Origin of the sequence: Nocardioides sp. Soil796, from assembly GCF_001429525.1 — a bacterium.
GTDB lineage: Bacteria > Actinomycetota > Actinomycetes > Propionibacteriales > Nocardioidaceae > Nocardioides.
The window spans coordinates 18328-35974 of record NZ_LMSQ01000020.1; the positions used below are offsets into that span (position 1 = coordinate 18328).

The window sequence follows — 17647 nt, forward strand, 5'->3', positions numbered from 1 at the left end:
AGGTGGAGCGGGCGGGCCGGGGTCACCGGCCCGCCCGCTCCCTCAAGCGGTCATCGGGGCGTTGCCTGCAATCAGCAGGTGGCCGTGCTCCGCGAGACGCCGATCTCCAGCGAGCCGACGTCCAGCCCGTTGTTGAGCGTCAGCTGGTAGGCCGTTGCGTTGAGGTCGGCGAGCTTGACGGCCGACGCGGCCGCCTCGTCCGTGCCCTCGACACCGGTGGTGTCGTTCGTCTTCAGGCCGAAACCACCGACGTTGCTGGCGGCGACGTTCTGTCCGGTCTCGCCCGCGGCCACACCGATGGTGGTGGAGGGCAGGTTGGCGGTTCCGGTGTTGACCTGCGAGGCGTTGAGGTCGATGGTGCCGACTCCGACGGTGCCGGTGGGCACGCCGAGGGTCAGGCTCACCTGGCCGATGACCGGCAGGCTCTGGTTGACGGCCAGGCACATGCCGTCGAGGTAACCGTCCTCCAGCGTGACCAGTGCGGCCTCGGAGGCCTGACCGGTCGCGTCTGCCTCGTTCTGGGCGACGTCGGTGCTCGCCAGCGACATCTTCATGCCGTCTGCCCGAGCCGCGTCACCGCCGACCTGGAAGCCGCCGGCCGACGACACGGACGCCGACACCATGCCGGTGACGATGGCGAAACCGAGACCCAGGCTTGCTGCCGTGGCGGGGACCGTCACTGCTGCGAAGCGGCCGAGGCGCGTACGCCCCATACCCTTTTCCTTCATGCTTCCCTCCCAGGAAGAACACGACGATGGCACGCTCGCACCATCGGATGTCCCAACTCCCCTTGCACCCGGCGACATCGATCGCCGACCCCGAGAACGCTCCGCACCGGGCCTCCCAACCCTGCATGCGAAGTGGGCGACAAGCGCCCCGGTTCGTCATGACGTGGGACACCATATGTCCGAAACAACACCTTGTCGACAGATACCGTCCAAGGTCTTCCTGCTTTACGTTGGCCAGTTCATGTAAACCCGGCCACCCGGGAGTAGATTTCGCTCGACCCCTTGCCCCACCACCGAAATCAGGCACCCTCATGGCACTCCGCGACCGCGACTTCGGACGGGCAGGCAGATTCCTCGGCTTTGTGTTGATCGCCCTTGTGCTGTTGGCGATTCTCGTTCCCGTGGGAGCGTTCACCTTCTCCGTGAAGGTGCAGGGGCACAGCATGGAACCGACCCTCGAGCCGGGCGATCGCCTCTTCACCAACATCCTCGGACGCGGCGACATCGACCGCTTCGATGTGATCGAGGCCACAGTCGACGGCAACAAGGTGGTCAAGCGGGTGATCGGAGTTCCCGGCGACCGCATCGTCGTACGCCAGCGCGACCGCAAGCCCGTCGTACTCCTGCGGCCCGCGGGAGAGAAGGCCTGGCAGGAGGTCGTCAGCGACGCCTGGGCCAGCCAGTACGGCGACCGCGTCGGCCAGAAGTGCTGCTCGGCCGACGGCGTGATGGAGAACCGTGCGAAGGCGTTCACCGTGCCCGACGACCACTACTGGCTGATCGGCGACAACTGGGGAGGGTCCGACGACTCCCGGGTCTTCGGTGTCGTCGCCGCCGACGACATCGGAGCGATCATGAACCGCCGCATCCAGCCGTTCAGCCGGATGGGCACGGTCGACAACCCCGCGTCACTGGAGCCGGTCGACGAATAGGGTCGCTCAGCCCGGAGCGCTCACTCCGGGCAGGCGCTGGTGTCGCGCGGACACCTGACCACCTCACCGACGTAGCGGCGGATCGCCTGGGAGTAGTCGGCCGTGCCGACCGGCGCGTAGTAGAAGATCAGCGCGCCCGCCTGGTAGGTCACGCGCGTCTTCTCCATGGCGTCGTCGGCGAAGATGCGGTGGTCCTCGCGCAGCCAGGTCTCGGCCGGTGCCTGTCGGGACAGCGCGACCATGTAGAACGCGCCGTTGGTGCGCACTGACTTCGGCGAGTCGAGGTTGCTGACCACGCCGAGGAGCTCGAACTGCTCCGCGTCGGGGACGGTCACCGACTTCTCGAGCGCCTTGAGGGCGGCGGGGGTGAGCGTCGACCTGCGGGAGACGACCGTGGAGCGCTCCAGCAGGGTGGCCCGCCAGTCGACGTCGGTGCTCAGGTCGAGGCGCTTGGCGACCGCGGAGAGCCTCGGCGAGATGGGTGCCGTCGGGTCGACGACAGTCACGTAGTCGAGCGGGTCGTCGGAGTCGGGGACCAAACCACTGATCTTGCTGATCACGATCGGCAGCAGGAGTGCGAGCACGACGCCGGCGACGAGGCCGGCAGCGAAGACGCCGACCTCGCGGGTGCGGTCCCTCATCTCGCGGATGCCGGGATCTGGATGTGCTTGGCCATGGTGACCATCGCGTCGACCATCGCGACGCGGTCGAGATCGGTGGGGGTGATGATCTGGCTGAGGATGAACCGGACATACATGTCCGACACCACCTCGACGGCGGACGCGTCGGCCTCGGGCCAGCGCTCCATCGCGATGCGGGTGAGGGTGGCGCGCACCGGGGTGATGATCATGTCGGAACGGACGGTCAGCACCGGGACCAGCCCGTCGCCGCCGCCGGACCTGGCGTCGGTCACCATGCGACCGAGAAGGGCGTGGTCAGTGACCTCGTCGAGCATCCAGAGAAGCGCCCGGCGGATGCCTTCCTCGAACCTCTCCGAAGAGGCCAGACGGGTCTCGAGCTCGGCGAGGACGCGCTGGAGCTCCCTGTCGAAGAGGGCCAGGGAGAGCTGGTCCTTGGTGCCGAACTCGTTGTAGATCGTCTGTCGGCTCACGCCGACGTCCTCGGCGATGTCGGCGATGCGGACCTGCCCCCACGACGTGTGGGTGGCGCGCGCCCAGGCCGCGTCGAGGATCGACCCACGCAGCAACCCGTGCACCTTGTCCTTGAAGGACCCGGCACCCTTGGTGGGACCGCTCGACTCACTCATACGGCAACTTTACATGACCGCGCGAACGTCAAAGACTTCGACGCCCGAATGTCGGGGTCGCCGTGGTGCTCACGGCTTGTTGCGGCGCCACACCACGACCTGGCCGGTCGAGGGCGACCGGAGGACCGGCAGGTTGCCGGCCGCCGCGGCGCGAGAGCTGCCGAGGAGCCCGCGCAGGGTCTCGCGCAGACCCATGACCTCAGCGGCGAGCTCTTCGTTGCGCGCCGAGAGGGCGAGCACCTGGTTCTCCAGGTCGAGGATGCGGCGGACCCCCTCGATGCCGATGCCGTGGGAGGTCAGGTCGGCGATCACCCGCAGCATCTCGATGTCGTGGTGCGAGTAGCGACGCCCGCCGCCACCGGTGCGGCCAGGAGTGATCAGGCCCATCCGCTCGTAGGTGCGCAGCGTCTGGGGGTGCAGCCCGGCCAGCTCGGCGGCCACGCTGATCACGTAGACACCGACTGTGGGGTCGGGGGTGACCATGCTCAGACTTCCTCGAAGAGGCCGCCACGCAGCGGCTTGCCGACCATCGCGGCGCGGTAGGCCTCGACGGCCTCACGGGCCGCCGTGTCGAGTACGGCGGGCACCTGGACCTCAAGGGTGACCAGGAGGTCGCCGTTGGTGCCGTCGGCCTTGCGCGCACCCTTGCCGCGGACCCGGAACGTGCGGCCGTTCGGCGTACCGGCCGGCACCTTCAACGTCACCGGCCCGTGCTTGAGGGTGGGCACCTTGATCTCGGCACCGAGCGCGGCCTCGTCGAACCCGACCGGCACGTCGAGGGTGAGGTTGTCACCCTTGCGCCCGAACAGCCGGTGCGACGTGACCTTGACGTGCACGTAGAGGTCACCGGCCGGGCCGCCGTTCTCGCCCGGGGCACCCTTGCCGCGAAGGCGGATCTTCTGCCCGTCCTTGACCCCGGCCGGGATGCGGGCCTGGATCGAGCGCGCGGAACTGCCGCGGCCGGACCCGTGGCACGTGGGGCACGGCTCGTCGTACACGAGCTGGCGACCGCCGCAGGCCGGGCAGGTCTCGTTGAGCGTGAACGCACCGCCCGCGGTCGAGGCGACCATGCCGGCGCCCTCGCAGACCATGCAGATGTGGGGCTTCGTGCCCGGCTTGCCGCCGGTGCCCGAACAGCTCGGACAGGGCGCGTCACTGGTCAGCCGCAGGCTGATCGTGACGCCCTCCATGGCGTCCTCGAAGCTGATCGTCGCCGAGCTCTCGACGTCGGCGCCGCGCTGCGGCCGGGCCTGGCGTGGGCGCCCGCCGCCGAAGAGGTCACCGAACATGTCACCGATGCCTCCGCCGCCACCGCCTCCACCGCGCTGGCCGAAGAGGTCGCTGACGTCGAAGCCCCCACCGCCGCCACCGGTCGGGAACCGGGGCGCGCTGCGGATCTCGTCGTACTCCTTGCGCTTCTCGGGGTCGCCGACGACGTCGTAGGCCTCGGCCACCGACTTGAACTTCTCGTGCTTGGCACTGTCACCCGGGTTGGAGTCGGGGTGGTTGGCGCGCGCGAGACGACGGTAGGCCTTCTTGATCTCGTCGGCACCTGCGTCCTTCGAGACCCCGAGCTCCTTGTAGTAGTCCTTGCTCGCCCAGTCAGCCTTGCCGCTCACGCGCGCCTCCCTTCGTCAGTTCTCGATGTGTTCAGTGGTGGGTCAGCTGTCGGTGGCGTCGGACGCCGGGTCAACGACCAGCACCTGGGCCGCGCGCACGACGCGGTCACCGATCTTGTAGCCCGCCTTGGCCACCACCTTGACCGTGGTGACCTCGACCTCGGCGTCTTCTCCCATGTGGGAGAGGGCGTCGTGGAGCGACGGGTCGAAGGCCTCGCCCGGGGCGCCGTAGCGCACCAGGCCCTGGCCCGCGACGACCCGCTCGAGCTGGTCGGCGACGGCCCGGAAGCCTTCGTCGAGCGGCCCGTGCGCGCGGGCCCGGTCGATGTTGTCGAGGACCTCGGTGATCGGGGCCAACGCGGAGAACGTGGCATTCTCCTTGATCAGCTCACGGTCGCGGTCGACCCGTCGCTTGTAGTTGAGGAACTCCGCCTGCAGGCGCTGGAGGTCGAGCGTGCGCTCCTCCAGCTCCATGCGGGCGACGGCCAGCTCGTCGTCGGCCGGGTCGGGGCGCTCCCCCGACTGCTGGGGCTCCTCGACCTCCGACTCGTTGGCCATCTCGGCGGCCGCCTCGCCGAAGGAGTGGCCCGCGATGGGCTGCTCCTCGGGCGCGGCGGACTGCTCGGAGCGCTCCTCAGCAGCCGGGTCCTCGGGGGACTCGTCACCAGGGCCTTGGGTCACTTGGACTCACCCTCGGCGCCCTCGGCAGGCTCCTCGTCCACGATCTCGGCGTCGACGACGTCGTCGTCGGCCTCGCCGGTCGCGCCGGTGGTTCCACCGGCGGCGGCCTGGTCGGCCTCGGCGGCGGCGTACATCGCGGCACCCATCTTCTGGCTGGACTCACCGAGCTTGGAGACACCGGCCTCGAGCTCCTCGGCGGTGGCCTCGGCGTTCTCGAGGGTCGCCTTGAGCGCGTCGACGTCAGCCTGGACCTCGGTCTTCACGTCGTCGGGCACCTTGTCGCCGTTGTCGGCCAGGAACTTCTCGGTCGTGTAGACGAGACCGTCGGCCTGGTTGCGGGCCTCGACGGCTTCCTTGCGCTTGCGGTCCTCGTCGGCGTACTGCTCGGCCTCCTTGACCATGCGGTCGATCTCGTCCTTGGACAGGGCCGAACCACCGGAGATCGTCATCGACTGCTCGCGGCCGGACGCGTGGTCCTTGGCGGAGACGTGCACGATGCCGTTGGCGTCGATGTCGAAGGTGACCTCGATCTTCGGCACGCCACGCGGGGCCGGCGGAAGGCCGGTCAGCTCGAAGTTGCCGAGGCCCTGGTTCTGGGCCCACATCTGGCGCTCGCCCTGGGCGACCTTGATCTCGACCGACGGCTGGTTGTCGTCAGCGGTCGTGAAGATCTCGGAGCGCTTGGTCGGGATCGTGGTGTTGCGCTCGATGAGCGTGGTCATCACGCCGCCCTTGGTCTCGATGCCCAGCGACAGCGGGGTCACGTCGAGGAGCAGGACGTCCTTGACCTCACCCTTGAGCACGCCGGCCTGGAGCGCGGCACCCACGGCGACGACCTCGTCGGGGTTGACGCCCTTGTTGGGCTGCTTGCCGCCGAGCAGGTCGGTGACGACCTCGGTCACGGCGGGCATGCGGGTCGAGCCACCGACGAGGACCACGTGGTCGATGTTGGCGATCGCGACGCCGCCGTCCTTGAGCACCGACTGGAACGGCGCCTTGGTGCGCTCGAGCAGGTCGGCGGTGAGCTTCTGGAACTCGCTGCGGGTCAGCTTCTCCTCGAAGTGGAGCGGGCCGGACTCGCCGTGGGTGATGTAGGGCAGGTGGATCTGGGTCTCGCTCGAGCTGGACAGCTCGATCTTGGCCTTCTCCGCGGCCTCCTGGAGGCGCTGCTTGGCGATCTTGTCGGCACCGAGGTCGACGCCGTTGTTGGCCTTGAACTTCGCGATCATCCACTCGACGATCTTGTTGTCCCAGTCGTCGCCACCGAGGTGGTTGTCGCCCGAGGTCGCCTTGACCTCGACGACGCCCTCACCGATCTCGAGCAGGGACACGTCGAACGTGCCGCCACCGAGGTCGAAGACGAGGATGGTCTGGTCGTCGCCCTTGTCGAGGCCGTAGGCCAGCGCGGCCGCGGTCGGCTCGTTGACGATGCGGCTCACGTTGAGGCCGGCGATCTCGCCGGCTTCCTTGGTGGCCTGGCGCTGCGCGTCGGAGAAGTACGCCGGGACGGTGATGACCGCGTCGGTGACGGGCTCGCCCAGGTAGGCCTCGGCGTCGCGCTTCAGCTTCTGCAGGATGAAGGCGCTGATCTGCTGCGGGGTGAAGGACTTGTCGTCGATCTGGGTCGTCCAGCTCTCGCCCATGTGGCGCTTGACCGAGCGGATCGTGCGGTCGACGTTGGTGACCGCCTGACGCTTGGCGACCTCGCCGACGAGGACCTCGCCGGACTTGGCGAACGCGACCACCGACGGGGTGGTGCGGGCGCCTTCTGCGTTTGCGATGACGGTGGGTTCGCCACCTTCGAGGACGGCGACGACGGAGTTCGTCGTGCCGAGGTCGATGCCGACCGCTCGTGCCATGGGGAGTACCTCCGGTGTGTTTTTCTGGATTGGACTGTGTGTTTCTGGTGGTCCCGGGCGTCCTGGTCGGACCGTCCGGGGAGTCTGAGTGGGGCCCATCCTGCGCCGCCGCAGGAAGTGTGGCAAATAAGTTGAGTCGAATCAACTCAAGTTTGCTCACTGGGCCCAACACAGGACTTCGGGGGTTCATTCCCGACGCTTCAGGGAAGGAGCGTTCGGGAAGGCCGTCGCAATGTCCTAGGGTCGTCCGCATCTGATCGCACGAGGGGGAGGGTGCATGTTCACGTCGCTGCGCCCCGGCACCCTGGTCGGCGGGCGCTACCGCATCGAGGCCGTCGTGGGCTCCGGCGGGATGGGCGTCGTCCATTCCGCACGTGACGAGCACCTCAACCGTCGGGTCGCCCTGAAGGTGATGACCGGACACCTGGCCGAGGACCCGACGTTTCGCGAGCGCTTCGTCCGCGAGGCGGCCGTGCTCGGCCGTCTCGACTCCCCGCACATCGTGCAGGTCTTCGACCACGGAGACATGGACGGCCATCTGTGGATCGCGACCCAGCTCGTCGAAGGGGGCGACCTCGCCCGGCTCGTCGCAGAGCGGGGGCCACTGTCGCCGCGACTTGCCCGCCACATCTGCGCCCAGGTGGCGGACGCACTCCAGGACGCCCACGCGCGTGGCGTCGTCCACCGCGACGTCAAGCCCGAGAACATCCTGCTCGCGAATCCCGGGGCCGCCGAGCCCCATGTCTTCCTGACCGACTTCGGTCTGGCCCGCGAGATCGGCGACGACGTCACCGCCGTGCGCAGCACCGCCGGCACGTGGGACTACCTCGCCCCGGAGTGCGGCACCGGCCGGCCGGCCACCGCCGCCAGCGACGTGTACGCCGTCGGGTGCCTGCTGTGGACCTGCCTGACCGGGCGTCCGCCCTACGCCGGCACCATGGCGCAGGTCGCCCTGGCCCACGCCCGGAACGCGCCTCCGACACTGGTCGCCGGTCCGTCGGTCACCGCGGCCGACGCCAGTGAGCTGAACACCGTCATCACCAAGGCGATGAGCAAGGACCCCCAGCGGCGGCAGGCGTCCGCGGGCGAACTTGCCGCCGACGTGCGAGGCCGGGTCACCGGGCGGGCTCCCGGAGCGCGCCGGAGGCGTCGGAGCACGTTGTTGGCCGTGGCGGCAGTCGCAGCCACGATTCTCGGGGTCGGTCTGGCTCTCAACCTGCCCGATCCCGGCAACCCGCCTCCCCAGGCCGATGCCACACCACCGACCGATGAGCAGAGCGAGGCTGAGTCCGCGAACCCGGTCAAGGTGACCGGCCGCCCGATCACCGGCGACCAGGACGACGACGGCTTCGGAGACGTCTTCATGACCAGCGACGACTCGGTCAAGTCCGCGCGACTGATGGTCTCGGACGGGAAGTCGCTGTCCTCGGCGGAGACCTGGGCGCGAGGCGCCGACCTGCTGATGCAGGCCGATGTCGCCGGCGACCGCACGTCGGACCTCCTGTCGATCGTCACCACGGGCTTCAACGACGCCTTTCGCGTCACGGTCACCCACGGCGGCACGAAGAAGGTCGAGAAGTCGGTCCTGAGAGCTCCCGGCGAGGCCCTCGACGTCAAGTCGGCACTCGGCGACTACGACGGTGACGGTCGCGACGACCTTGCGGTGGTCACGCAGAACGTCCGCTCCGGCGAGCGGGCACGGATCTGGGTCAGCCGCAGCACCGAGAGTGGGTTCGGCAGGCTCCGCACCTGGCGCGAGTTCGAGGCCGAGGAGGTCCGGCCGGTGCCGGGTGACTTCGACGGCGACGGCGACGACGACCTCGCGCTGGTGGCCGCCACCAGCATCAAGCTGCTGGAGTCCGACGGATCGTCCTTCGCCAGCGTCGGCGTCCAGGAGATGCCCCAGGAGCTCGGCCCGCTCGCGGCCGGCGACTTCGACGGCGACGGCACGGACGAGCTCGTCGGAGACAGCCAGGCCGGAGGAGCAATCATCGTGTGGCGACATGTCCGCAACCAGTGGAACGCCCGGGTGAGCAGCTCGGACGAGAGGGACCCCGGCGTTCATCAGAACGCGGCACCGGCGGTGGCCGATGTCAACGGGGACGGCCGGGACGACGCCCTCTTCCTGGCGGGCGAGCTCAACGATGCACCGAATCTCCTCGTCGCAGTCTCCAAGGGAAGCGCGTTCGCGAATCGGGAGACCTGGCTGCATCCTGCCTGGGACCGTGACCTGGCGTTCGTGGGAAGGACAGGCCAGTGAACGACCAACCAGGAGCGGGTTCGCAAGTGTTCGGACGTTTCGAGGTCGGCCGACGACTCGGCGCCGGTGGCATGGGAGCGGTCTACGTCGCCACCGACACACGCTTCGACCGCCTCGTCGCGCTCAAGGTGATGTCCGAAGACCTCGCGGGCGGCATCGAGTTCCGCAAGCGCTTCCGGCGGGAGGCCGACGTCCTCGCGCGTCTGGACTCCCCCCACGTCACCGCCATCTACGAGCACGGGGAGGACGACGGCACGCTCTGGATCGCCACCCAGCTGGTCCGGGGCGGCGAGCTGGGCAACCTTCTCCGGCTCCGTGGCCCACTCCCACCGCGCAAGGCCGTGCGCGTGTGCGGGCAGGTGGCCGAGGCATTGCGCGCCAGTCACTCGGCAGGGGTGTTGCACCGCGACGTCAAGCCCAGCAACGTGTTGCTCCGGGACCCCGACGCCGCCAACCTGCACGCCTACCTGTGCGACTTCGGCATCGCCGACACGAGCAACGACCGGTTGACGGCTGCTGGCGGGCTCGCCGGCACGTGGCAGTACCTCGCACCCGAGCGGGGTGGCGGCGCTCCCGCCACCCCGGCCACCGACATCTATGCCGTCGGCTGCCTGTTGTGGGCCTGCCTGACAGGCCATCCTCCCTACTCCGGCTCGGGAGTCGAGATCCTCGTCGGACACCTCGAAGGAGACATCCGACAGCTTCCGGGGGACGGACCCGAGCAGGCCGGGCTCAACGAGGTCCTGCGGCGCGCCATGGCGAAGGACCCGGCCGACCGATACTCCTCGGCGGCCGACCTTCGGGACGCCCTGGCCCGGCTCGAGGCCGAGCTGCCGGCGTCGATGCCCCCGCTGCGCCCCTCCGCTCCGTCCGAGCCCACAGCGCGACCCCGACGCCGTGGCCGCATGATCGGGGCCGCAGTCCTGGCGCTGTTGCTGGTAGGCGGTGGCATCGGCGCTGCATGGGCACTGCGTGATGACGACGGGGACCGCTCCGACGGCTCCGCCTCCCCCAGCGCGTCCGGCAGCCCGTCCGCCAGTCCGTCCGACGGGGGAACGTCGCCGTCAGCCGAGCCCTCCGCGTCCGCATCCGCGAAACCGGCCCCGCCGGTCCGCGATCCGTCCACCAAACAGGCGGTCACCTTCGACCTCAACGGCGACGGGAGAGGTGACCTGGCATTCCACGATGCGTTCGACGCGACGCCCGCTGTCATGATGGCGAACGGCGGCGGCTTCTTCGCCGCACCGGCACCTGTGCTCAGGAAGGGCCTGACGATGGTGGTGCGGGGCGACCTCGACGGTGACGGAGCCGAAGAGATCGTCGGCGTCGAGAAGGGTTCGGAATACTCTGCTGACGGCACCAAGGGAAACACGACGATGACCGTCACGGTCGGTTCGGCATCCGGTACGCCGCAGGTCCTGAAGGCGAGAAGCGCAATGGGTGTCCAGTCGGACTGGTCGGGCGGCGCGATGCTTGCCGATCTCGACGGCGACGGGCGCGACGACCTGGTGCTGGCCACCGCCAATGCGGAGTACGCCGAGAGCTTCGACGTCTGGGCCGCGATCAGCACGGGCGACGGGTTCGAGCGACTCAAGAGGTTGTACAGCGGGCCGGAGGTCGTCTCGCACGTCGAACCTGCCGATGTCGACGGGGATGGAGACGACGACCTGGTCCTGGCCGACGAGAGCGAAGGGAGCCTGGCCGTCCTCGAGTCGGGCGGAGGAACCTTCACGCCGACCGACTTCGAACAGACCCTCACCACCGTCGACGAGTTCATGATCGGCGACTTCAACGGCGACGGTGCCGACGACGTGCTGACCCTCGACGGCGTCGACAGCAAGGCCGTCGTCCTGCAGCGCAAGCGCGGTGCCTGGGATGCGCAGGTGTGGCTGACCGACAAGTCCGGGGCGTTCGGGGTCGGGTGGTCGCAACCGCGAGCCGCGATCAGTGACGTGAACGGAGACGGCAAGGACGACCTGGTGCAGTTCGCGGGCACGACCGATCCTCAGTCGCGCACGATCCGGGTGTTCGTCGCCTCACGCAAGAAGTTCGCGCCGCCGGTCGACTGGGGGAGCTACACCTGCGGGTGCGAGGACTACACGGCTCCCATCGCTCCGCGAGAGAACATGTGACCGATCCCTGCCCGATCGGTTGTCTGGACCAGCCCTTTCGGATGGTTCGCTGATCAGATCCCCCGCTTCGCCTGCTGTCGGGGCGAGCCCGGGGCAGGATCGCGAACATCCCTCCCGAAGCGAGGGCACTGTGCGAGTCCCCGGGGGGTCCCGGGGCGGGGACCACGCCAGGGGGTTCCAGCAGGAAGAGGGCTCCGCATGCGAGTCTCCGAGAATCACCGCCCCGCCCGGAAGCAGCTCGCCCGGGCCTCGACACTCACCGCGCTCACCATGTCGGCGGCACTGGCCTTGAGCGGGGTCGCCGTCGCCGACGACATCACCAACGACCTCGACCTGACCGTCGACACCGCCGCCGAGGTGCTGCCGCTCAACGTCGGCGGCGCGAACGGCACCACGTCGCTCTACGTGAAGCCACAGGGGGGCGACGGGAAGAACGGCTGCAACCTGACCGGCGGCACCGCACTGACCCTCGCCGTCTCGTCCTCGGACACCGCGGTCGCCACGGTCAGTCCGGCGTCGGTGACCTTCACCTCGTGCGGCACCGTCCAGCAGTTGACCGTGACGCCGGTGGCCGAGGGGTCGGCAACCGTGTCGGCCACCCAGGTGACCAACACCAGCCAGGGCTCGTTCAACATGTCGCCCGCGACCTTCACGGTCACGGTGGCTCCGCCCGCCAACTCCGCACCGTCCCTCTCGGCCTCCGGCATCGAAGGCGGCGCAAGCTACGCGAAGGGCGCCGTACCGGACGCCACCTGCGAGGTCGCCGACAACGAGGACGGCCCGTCGTCGTTCCCGGCCACACTCAGCGCGGTCACCGGCCCCTATGCCGTCGATGGCATCGGCACGCAGACCGCCAGCTGCACCTACACCGACGGCGGCGGACTGACAGCCTCCGCGTCAGAGACCTACTCGATCGTCGACCAGAGTGCTCCGGTCATCACCTACACGCTGGACCCGGCCACGCCGGACGGCGACAATGACTGGTACCGCTCCGACGTCTCGCTGACCTGGCACGTGTCCGAGCCCGAGTCGCCGGGCTCGGTGGCTCTCACTGGCTGCGTCGACCAGCTGGTCACCACCGACCAGTCGCTGACCGGCTACACGTGCTCCGCGACAAGTGCCGGTGGTTCTGCTGCCGAGCAGACCGTCAGCCTCAAGCGCGACGCCACAGCACCGGTCGTCGACAACGACGTCACGGTGTCAGGCACCGCGGGACACAACGGGTGGTACACCTCCGACGTGGCCGTGACGTTCACCGCGACCGACGTACTCTCCGGTCCGGCCAGCGCCAGCACGACGGCGACCTCCTCCGGCGAGGGCGCAGCGATCGAGGTGGCCAGCCCGGCCTTCACCGACGCCGCAGGCAACACCACGCCCACCGGCGCGGTCACGAAGTCCTACAAGGTCGACAAGACCGCGCCGACCACGCCGACCCTCGTCGGCGGGCCGGACGGCAGCTACTACTACGGCGACGACCCGTCCGCCCCGACGTGTGAGTCCACGGACGCCACGTCGGGCCTGGTCGACTGCGTGGTCACGGGAGGCGGGACGAGCGTCGGCACGCACAGCTACACCGCCACCGCCACCGACGTGGCCGGCAACTCGTCGACCTCGACACTCACCTACACGGTGCTGGCGTGGACCCTCACCGGCTTCAGGCAGCCGGTCGACATGGGCAGCGTCTGGAACACCGTCAAGGGCGGCAGCACCGTGCCCCTGAAGTTCGAGGTGTTCGCCGGGCCGACCGAGCTGACCGACACCGCGGTCGTCGCCAGCTTCCGCACCGCCAAGGTGAGCTGCACCTCCGGCACCGGCACCGAGGACCCGATCGAGATCCTGTCCACCGGTGGCACGTCCCTGCGCTACGACACCACCGGCGGCCAGTTCATCCAGAACTGGAAGACCCCGACCGGCGCCGGCACCTGCTACACCGCCACCATGACCACCCAGGACGGATCCTCGATCAGCGCCCGCTTCAAGCTCAAGTGAGCTAGGCGTCGACCTGGGCGACCACGGCGCCTCGATCGGTCCCCGCACCTTCTAGGGTGTGGGGACCGATCGAGACGACGTGCCAAGGGGGACGCTGCATGTTCGAGTCGCTGACACCGGGCTCCGTGGTCGGGCGCTACCGGGTCGAGGGAGTCATCGGCTCGGGAGGCATGGGTGTCGTGCACGCCGCGCGCGACGAACACCTCAATCGTCGGGTCGCGCTGAAGGTGATGTCCGGCCACCTTGCCGAGGACCCGACGTTCCGGGCCCGCTTCCTGCGCGAGGCGACGGTGCTGGGGCGGCTCGACTCCCCGCACATCGTCGAGGTCTACGACCACGGCGAGCAGAACGGTCACCTGTGGATCGCCACCCAGCTCGTCGAGGGCGGCGACCTCGGCCAGCTCATCGCGCACAACGGGCCGCTGCCCGCCGCCCTGGCGATCCGGCTGTGCACCCAGGTGGCCGACGCGCTCCAGGACGCCCACTCGCGGGGAGTCGTCCACCGCGACGTCAAGCCCGCCAACATCCTCGTCTCCTCCCCGGGCTCCGCGGAGCAGCACGCCTACCTCACCGACTTCGGCCTGGCCCGTGAGATCGGCGCCGACCTGACCGCCGTACGCGGCGCCACCGGCACGTGGGACTACCTGGCCCCCGAGTGCGGCTCCGGGCAGCAGGCGACCCCCGCGAGCGACGTGTACGCAGTCGGCTGCCTGTTGTGGACCTGCCTCACCGGGCACCCGCCGTACGACGGCACCGAGATCGAGGTCGCCCTGGCCCATGCCCGGCAGGCGCCACCCACCCTTCGCCCGGGACGAGGTCTGACGGCCCCGCTGGCGCGCCGGCTGAACGCCGTCATCGGACGGGCGATGAGCAAGGACCCCCTGCAGCGACAGGGATCCGCGGCCGAACTCGCTTCCGAGCTGCGCGCCGCCGGGACGGGTCTGCTGGCTGCTGCTGGCCAGCCCGGGCGTACGCCGGGCAGGCGCCGCGGCCTCCTGATCGGAGGCGTGGTCGCCCTGGTCGCGGTCCTCGGTGCGGCCATCGGGATCAAGGCGCTGACCTCGGACGACGCCCCGGCCGACGCAACCTCAGACGAGCGGAGCACCGCTCCCCCGGCCGACGAAGCCGCCGAACCGGTCGACAGGCCGATCACCGGCGACGTGGACGGCGACGGGTTCGGCGACCTCATCGTCAGCCACCTCGCCGACGTGGGACAGGACGTCGAGCTGTTGCGTTCATCGGACGGCACCACCCTCGGCGAGCCGCAGCCCTGGGCCGAGGAGGTCGGCGTCCCACTGCGCGGTGATGTCGACGGGGACGAGAAGTTCGACCTCCTCTCTGTCGAGACGGCCCCGGGGGCCGACCTGGAGTACCGCATCTCCGTGCTCCGGGACAGGGTCGACGGTGTCCAGAGCACCGACCTGGCAGCCCCGCGGGGGTCCAGCTCCCTCTATCCGGCGCTGGGCGACTTCGACGGGGACGGCAACGACGACCTGGCCTTGGCCAGCGACGGAAGCGTCACGGGCTCACAGGGCATCTGGGTGAGCCTCAGCACCGGTGACGGGTTCGCCGAGTTCACGCAGTGGTACACCTCCGACACCGAGGTGCCCCGACCGCTGCCCGGAGACTTCGACGGCGACGGCGACGACGACCTGGCCCTGCTCGACGGGGCCGACTCGCTGGGGTTGCTGGTCTCGAACGGCTCGCAGCTCACGGCCACGACGCCCCAGGGGCTGGCCCAGGCCTCCGGCCTCCTGGCGCCCGGCGACTTCGACGGCGACGGCACCGACGAGCTCGTCGGCGTCCCCTCGACCGGCACGGGAAGCGGGCTGGTGGTGTGGACCTACGCCGACGAGCAGTGGGAGGACGACGTGCGGGGAACCCTGCAGGCCGACACATTCGTCTCCAGCATCAAGGCCCCGTCGGTCGCGGACTTCGACGGCGATCGGCGCGACGACGTCCTCCTCTTCAGCGGCGAGTACGACGCGCCGTCGTACGACTTCAAGGTGGCCCTCTCGAGCGGCCTCGCCTTCGAGACCGAGGAGTCGTGGCGCGAGTACGCCCACGGCGTGGAGGACTACCCACACTCCGTCGGCCCTGCGCCGACCGAGTGAGCTTTCGCCGAACGGCCTGAGAGTTTCCGGTGAGGCGGCGTAGGGCAGTGTGGGCGCGTGCCTGAACAACCACAGCGCTTCGTCGTCGGCCAGCGTCTGGGCGCCGGCGGCATGGGAGCCGTCCACATCGCCACCGACACCCGGTTCGACCGCCTCGTCGCATTGAAGGTGATGTCGGACCACCTCGCGAGCGGGGAGGAGTTCCGGGAGCGCTTCCGCCGCGAAGCCGACGTGCTGACCCGACTGGACTCCCCGCACGTCACGACGATCTACGACCACGGGGAGAGCGACGGGCACCTGTGGATCGCCACGCAGTTGATCCGCGGGGGCGAACTCGGCGACCTGCTCCGGGCGCGTGGCCCGCTCCCGCCACACCGCGCCGTGCAGGTCTGCGGGCAGGTCGCGGAGGCGCTCCGGGCGACCCACGCGGTCGGCGTACTGCACCGTGACGTCAAGCCCAGCAACGTGCTGCTGCGCGATCCGGATGCGACCAACCTGCACGCCTACCTGTGCGACTTCGGCATCGCCGACACCGGGAACCGGCTCACCGTGGCCGGCGGTGTTGCCGGGACGTGGCAATACCTCGCACCCGAACGCGCCTCGGGCAGTCCGGCTGCTCCGACCACCGACATCTACGCGGTCGGGTGCCTGCTCTGGGCGTGCCTGGCCGGCCAGCCGCCGTACACGGGCTCCGACGTCGACGTGGCGATCGGCCACCTCGAGGGTGAGCTGCCCCAGGTGCCGGAGACCGGTCCCGGGCTTGCCGCCCTCAACCGCGTGCTGCGGCGCACGATGGCGAAGAACCCGGCCGACCGGTTCCAGACCGCGGCCGAGCTGCGGGCCGCGCTGGCCGCGCTCGAGGCCGAGATCCCTGCTGCCATGCCACCTCTGCGGCCGGATCCGCCCACTGCACCGCGCCCACCCGGGATGGATCCGAGCGGTCGGCGCGGTCGACTGATGGGCGTGCCGGCGCTGGTCGGCGTACTGGCGCTGGTCGGGGTGCTGGTCGCCGGTGGCATCGTGGCTGCACTGGCACTGCGCGGCGACGACTCCGGCAACAGCGAGTCCGCGACCCCCGGGGGCTCGACGAAGAAGGCAGTGACCGGCGACCTGACCGGCGACGGCCGGGGTGACCTGACCCTCCACGACTGGGACGGCGAGGCGATGCGGGCCGTCGTCATGGCCAGCACCGGCTCCGCGTTCGGTCCGACCGAACAGGTCATGTCGGGGGCCTTCTCGGTGATCAAGGGCGACATCGACGGCGATGGAACGCAGGAGCTGGTGGCCGTCGCACCCGGCTCGGGTGGCGGCGAGGTCACGGTCGCGTCCGTCGGCGGCAAGCAGCGCACGATGGAGGTGGGGGTCGACGACGCCGACCAGCCCGACTTCACCGAGGGCGCCATGATGGGCGACCTGACCGGCGACGGGCGCGACGACCTCGTGATCGCACCCGCGAACAACGCCACGGGTGACGACTTCGTGGTCTGGCTGGCGGTGAGCACGGGTGACGGGTTCGAGGACCTGCAGCGGGTGCACAGCTCCTCGGACGCCGTCGCGCAGGCGGTTCCCGCAGACGTCGACGGTGACGGCGACGACGACCTCGTGCTGGCCGAGCCCGATGCGGAACAGCTGGGGGTCCTGGAGTCCGACGGGAAGGCGCTGACCTCGACCGGGTTCGTGGCCACCAACACCACGGCCTACGACATCGTCGTCGGCGACTTCGACGGTGACGGTGCCGACGAGGTGGTCGAGGTCGACGGCGTCTCGCAGAAGATCGTCGTGCTCCGCCGCGAAGGCGACGCCTGGGACTCCGAGATCTGGCTCGACGACACGAAGGACGCGTTCAACCTGCTCGACTCGAACCCCAACACGTCGGTCTCCGACGTGAACGGTGACGGCAAGGACGACCTCGTGCGCTTCTCGGCCGGCGAGGGCCCCGTCGAGCGCCGGACGATGGTGTTCGTGTCGTCGGGCAAGGACTTCGCCGCACCCGCCGACTGGGGCAGCTACACGTGCGAGTGCGACGAGTACTTCGACCCGGTCGAGAGCTTCAAGAACTGATTCGA

The 17647-nt window shown here is 69.7% G+C and carries 13 protein-coding genes; 6 read left to right on the forward strand and 7 right to left on the reverse strand.

Going from position 1 to position 17647, the window contains the following annotated elements; translation table 11 throughout:
• Positions 1-71: 71 nt before the first annotated feature.
• Complete coding sequence (locus ASH02_RS21275) at positions 72-728, reverse strand: DUF6230 family protein (protein ID WP_156388724.1); 657 nt, start codon at positions 726-728, stop codon at positions 72-74.
• A gap of 311 nt (positions 729-1039) precedes the next feature.
• On the opposite strand from ASH02_RS21275, the gene lepB reads away from it, so the two are divergent.
• On the forward strand, positions 1040-1660 hold the full coding sequence (lepB, locus tag ASH02_RS26480) for a signal peptidase I (RefSeq protein WP_056683064.1): 621 nt from the start codon (positions 1040-1042) through the stop codon (positions 1658-1660).
• Between the two features lie 20 nt (positions 1661-1680).
• On the opposite strand, the gene ASH02_RS21285 is transcribed toward lepB, so the two are convergent.
• The 6 genes from ASH02_RS21285 to dnaK all read right to left on the reverse strand — a co-directional run bounded on the left by ASH02_RS21285 (position 1681) and on the right by dnaK (position 7086).
• Positions 1681-2301, reverse strand: coding sequence for a hypothetical protein (locus tag ASH02_RS21285; RefSeq protein WP_056683069.1), 621 nt, complete (start codon positions 2299-2301; stop codon positions 1681-1683).
• Positions 2298-2927, reverse strand: coding sequence for a TetR/AcrR family transcriptional regulator (locus ASH02_RS21290; RefSeq protein ID WP_056683072.1), 630 nt, complete (start codon positions 2925-2927; stop codon positions 2298-2300). Before ASH02_RS21290 ends, ASH02_RS21285 begins: the two co-directional genes overlap by 4 nt.
• Positions 2928-2996: 69 nt before the next feature.
• A complete protein-coding gene (locus ASH02_RS21295) occupies positions 2997-3410 on the reverse strand; it encodes a heat shock protein transcriptional repressor HspR (RefSeq protein ID WP_056683075.1) in 414 nt (137 codons plus the stop codon).
• 2 nt (positions 3411-3412) lie between these two features.
• Positions 3413-4546 carry a molecular chaperone DnaJ gene (gene dnaJ / locus ASH02_RS21300; protein ID WP_056683077.1) on the reverse strand — a complete coding sequence of 378 codons (1134 nt, stop codon included), beginning with the start codon at positions 4544-4546 and terminating at the stop codon, positions 3413-3415.
• A gap of 42 nt (positions 4547-4588) precedes the next feature.
• Positions 4589-5227 carry a nucleotide exchange factor GrpE gene (gene grpE / locus ASH02_RS21305; protein ID WP_056683080.1) on the reverse strand — a complete coding sequence of 213 codons (639 nt, stop codon included), beginning with the start codon at positions 5225-5227 and terminating at the stop codon, positions 4589-4591.
• Entirely contained in the window at positions 5224-7086 is a 1863-nt protein-coding gene (dnaK, locus tag ASH02_RS21310) for a molecular chaperone DnaK (protein ID WP_056683083.1), read from the reverse strand. The genes grpE and dnaK overlap by 4 nt, the downstream gene beginning before the upstream one ends.
• Before the next feature lie 277 nt (positions 7087-7363).
• Here dnaK and ASH02_RS21315 point away from each other — a divergent pair, with 277 nt between their 5' ends.
• The 5 genes from ASH02_RS21315 to ASH02_RS21335 all read left to right on the forward strand — a co-directional run bounded on the left by ASH02_RS21315 (position 7364) and on the right by ASH02_RS21335 (position 17642).
• Positions 7364-9346: a serine/threonine-protein kinase gene (locus ASH02_RS21315; protein WP_057295417.1), complete on the forward strand. Its 1983-nt coding sequence runs from the start codon at positions 7364-7366 to the stop codon at positions 9344-9346.
• Positions 9347-9372: 26 nt separating this feature from the next.
• Positions 9373-11478, forward strand: coding sequence for a protein kinase domain-containing protein (locus ASH02_RS21320; protein WP_056683089.1), 2106 nt, complete (start codon positions 9373-9375; stop codon positions 11476-11478).
• Between the two features lie 198 nt (positions 11479-11676).
• The gene (locus ASH02_RS21325; RefSeq protein WP_056683091.1) at positions 11677-13467 is read left to right on the forward strand and encodes a PxKF domain-containing protein; all 1791 of its coding nucleotides are present in this window, start codon (positions 11677-11679) and stop codon (positions 13465-13467) included.
• A gap of 98 nt (positions 13468-13565) precedes the next feature.
• On the forward strand, positions 13566-15581 hold the full coding sequence (locus tag ASH02_RS21330) for a serine/threonine-protein kinase (RefSeq protein ID WP_056683094.1): 2016 nt from the start codon (positions 13566-13568) through the stop codon (positions 15579-15581).
• A gap of 57 nt (positions 15582-15638) precedes the next feature.
• A complete protein-coding gene (locus ASH02_RS21335; protein ID WP_156393666.1) occupies positions 15639-17642 on the forward strand; it encodes a serine/threonine-protein kinase in 2004 nt (667 codons plus the stop codon).
• Positions 17643-17647 lie beyond the last annotated feature (5 nt).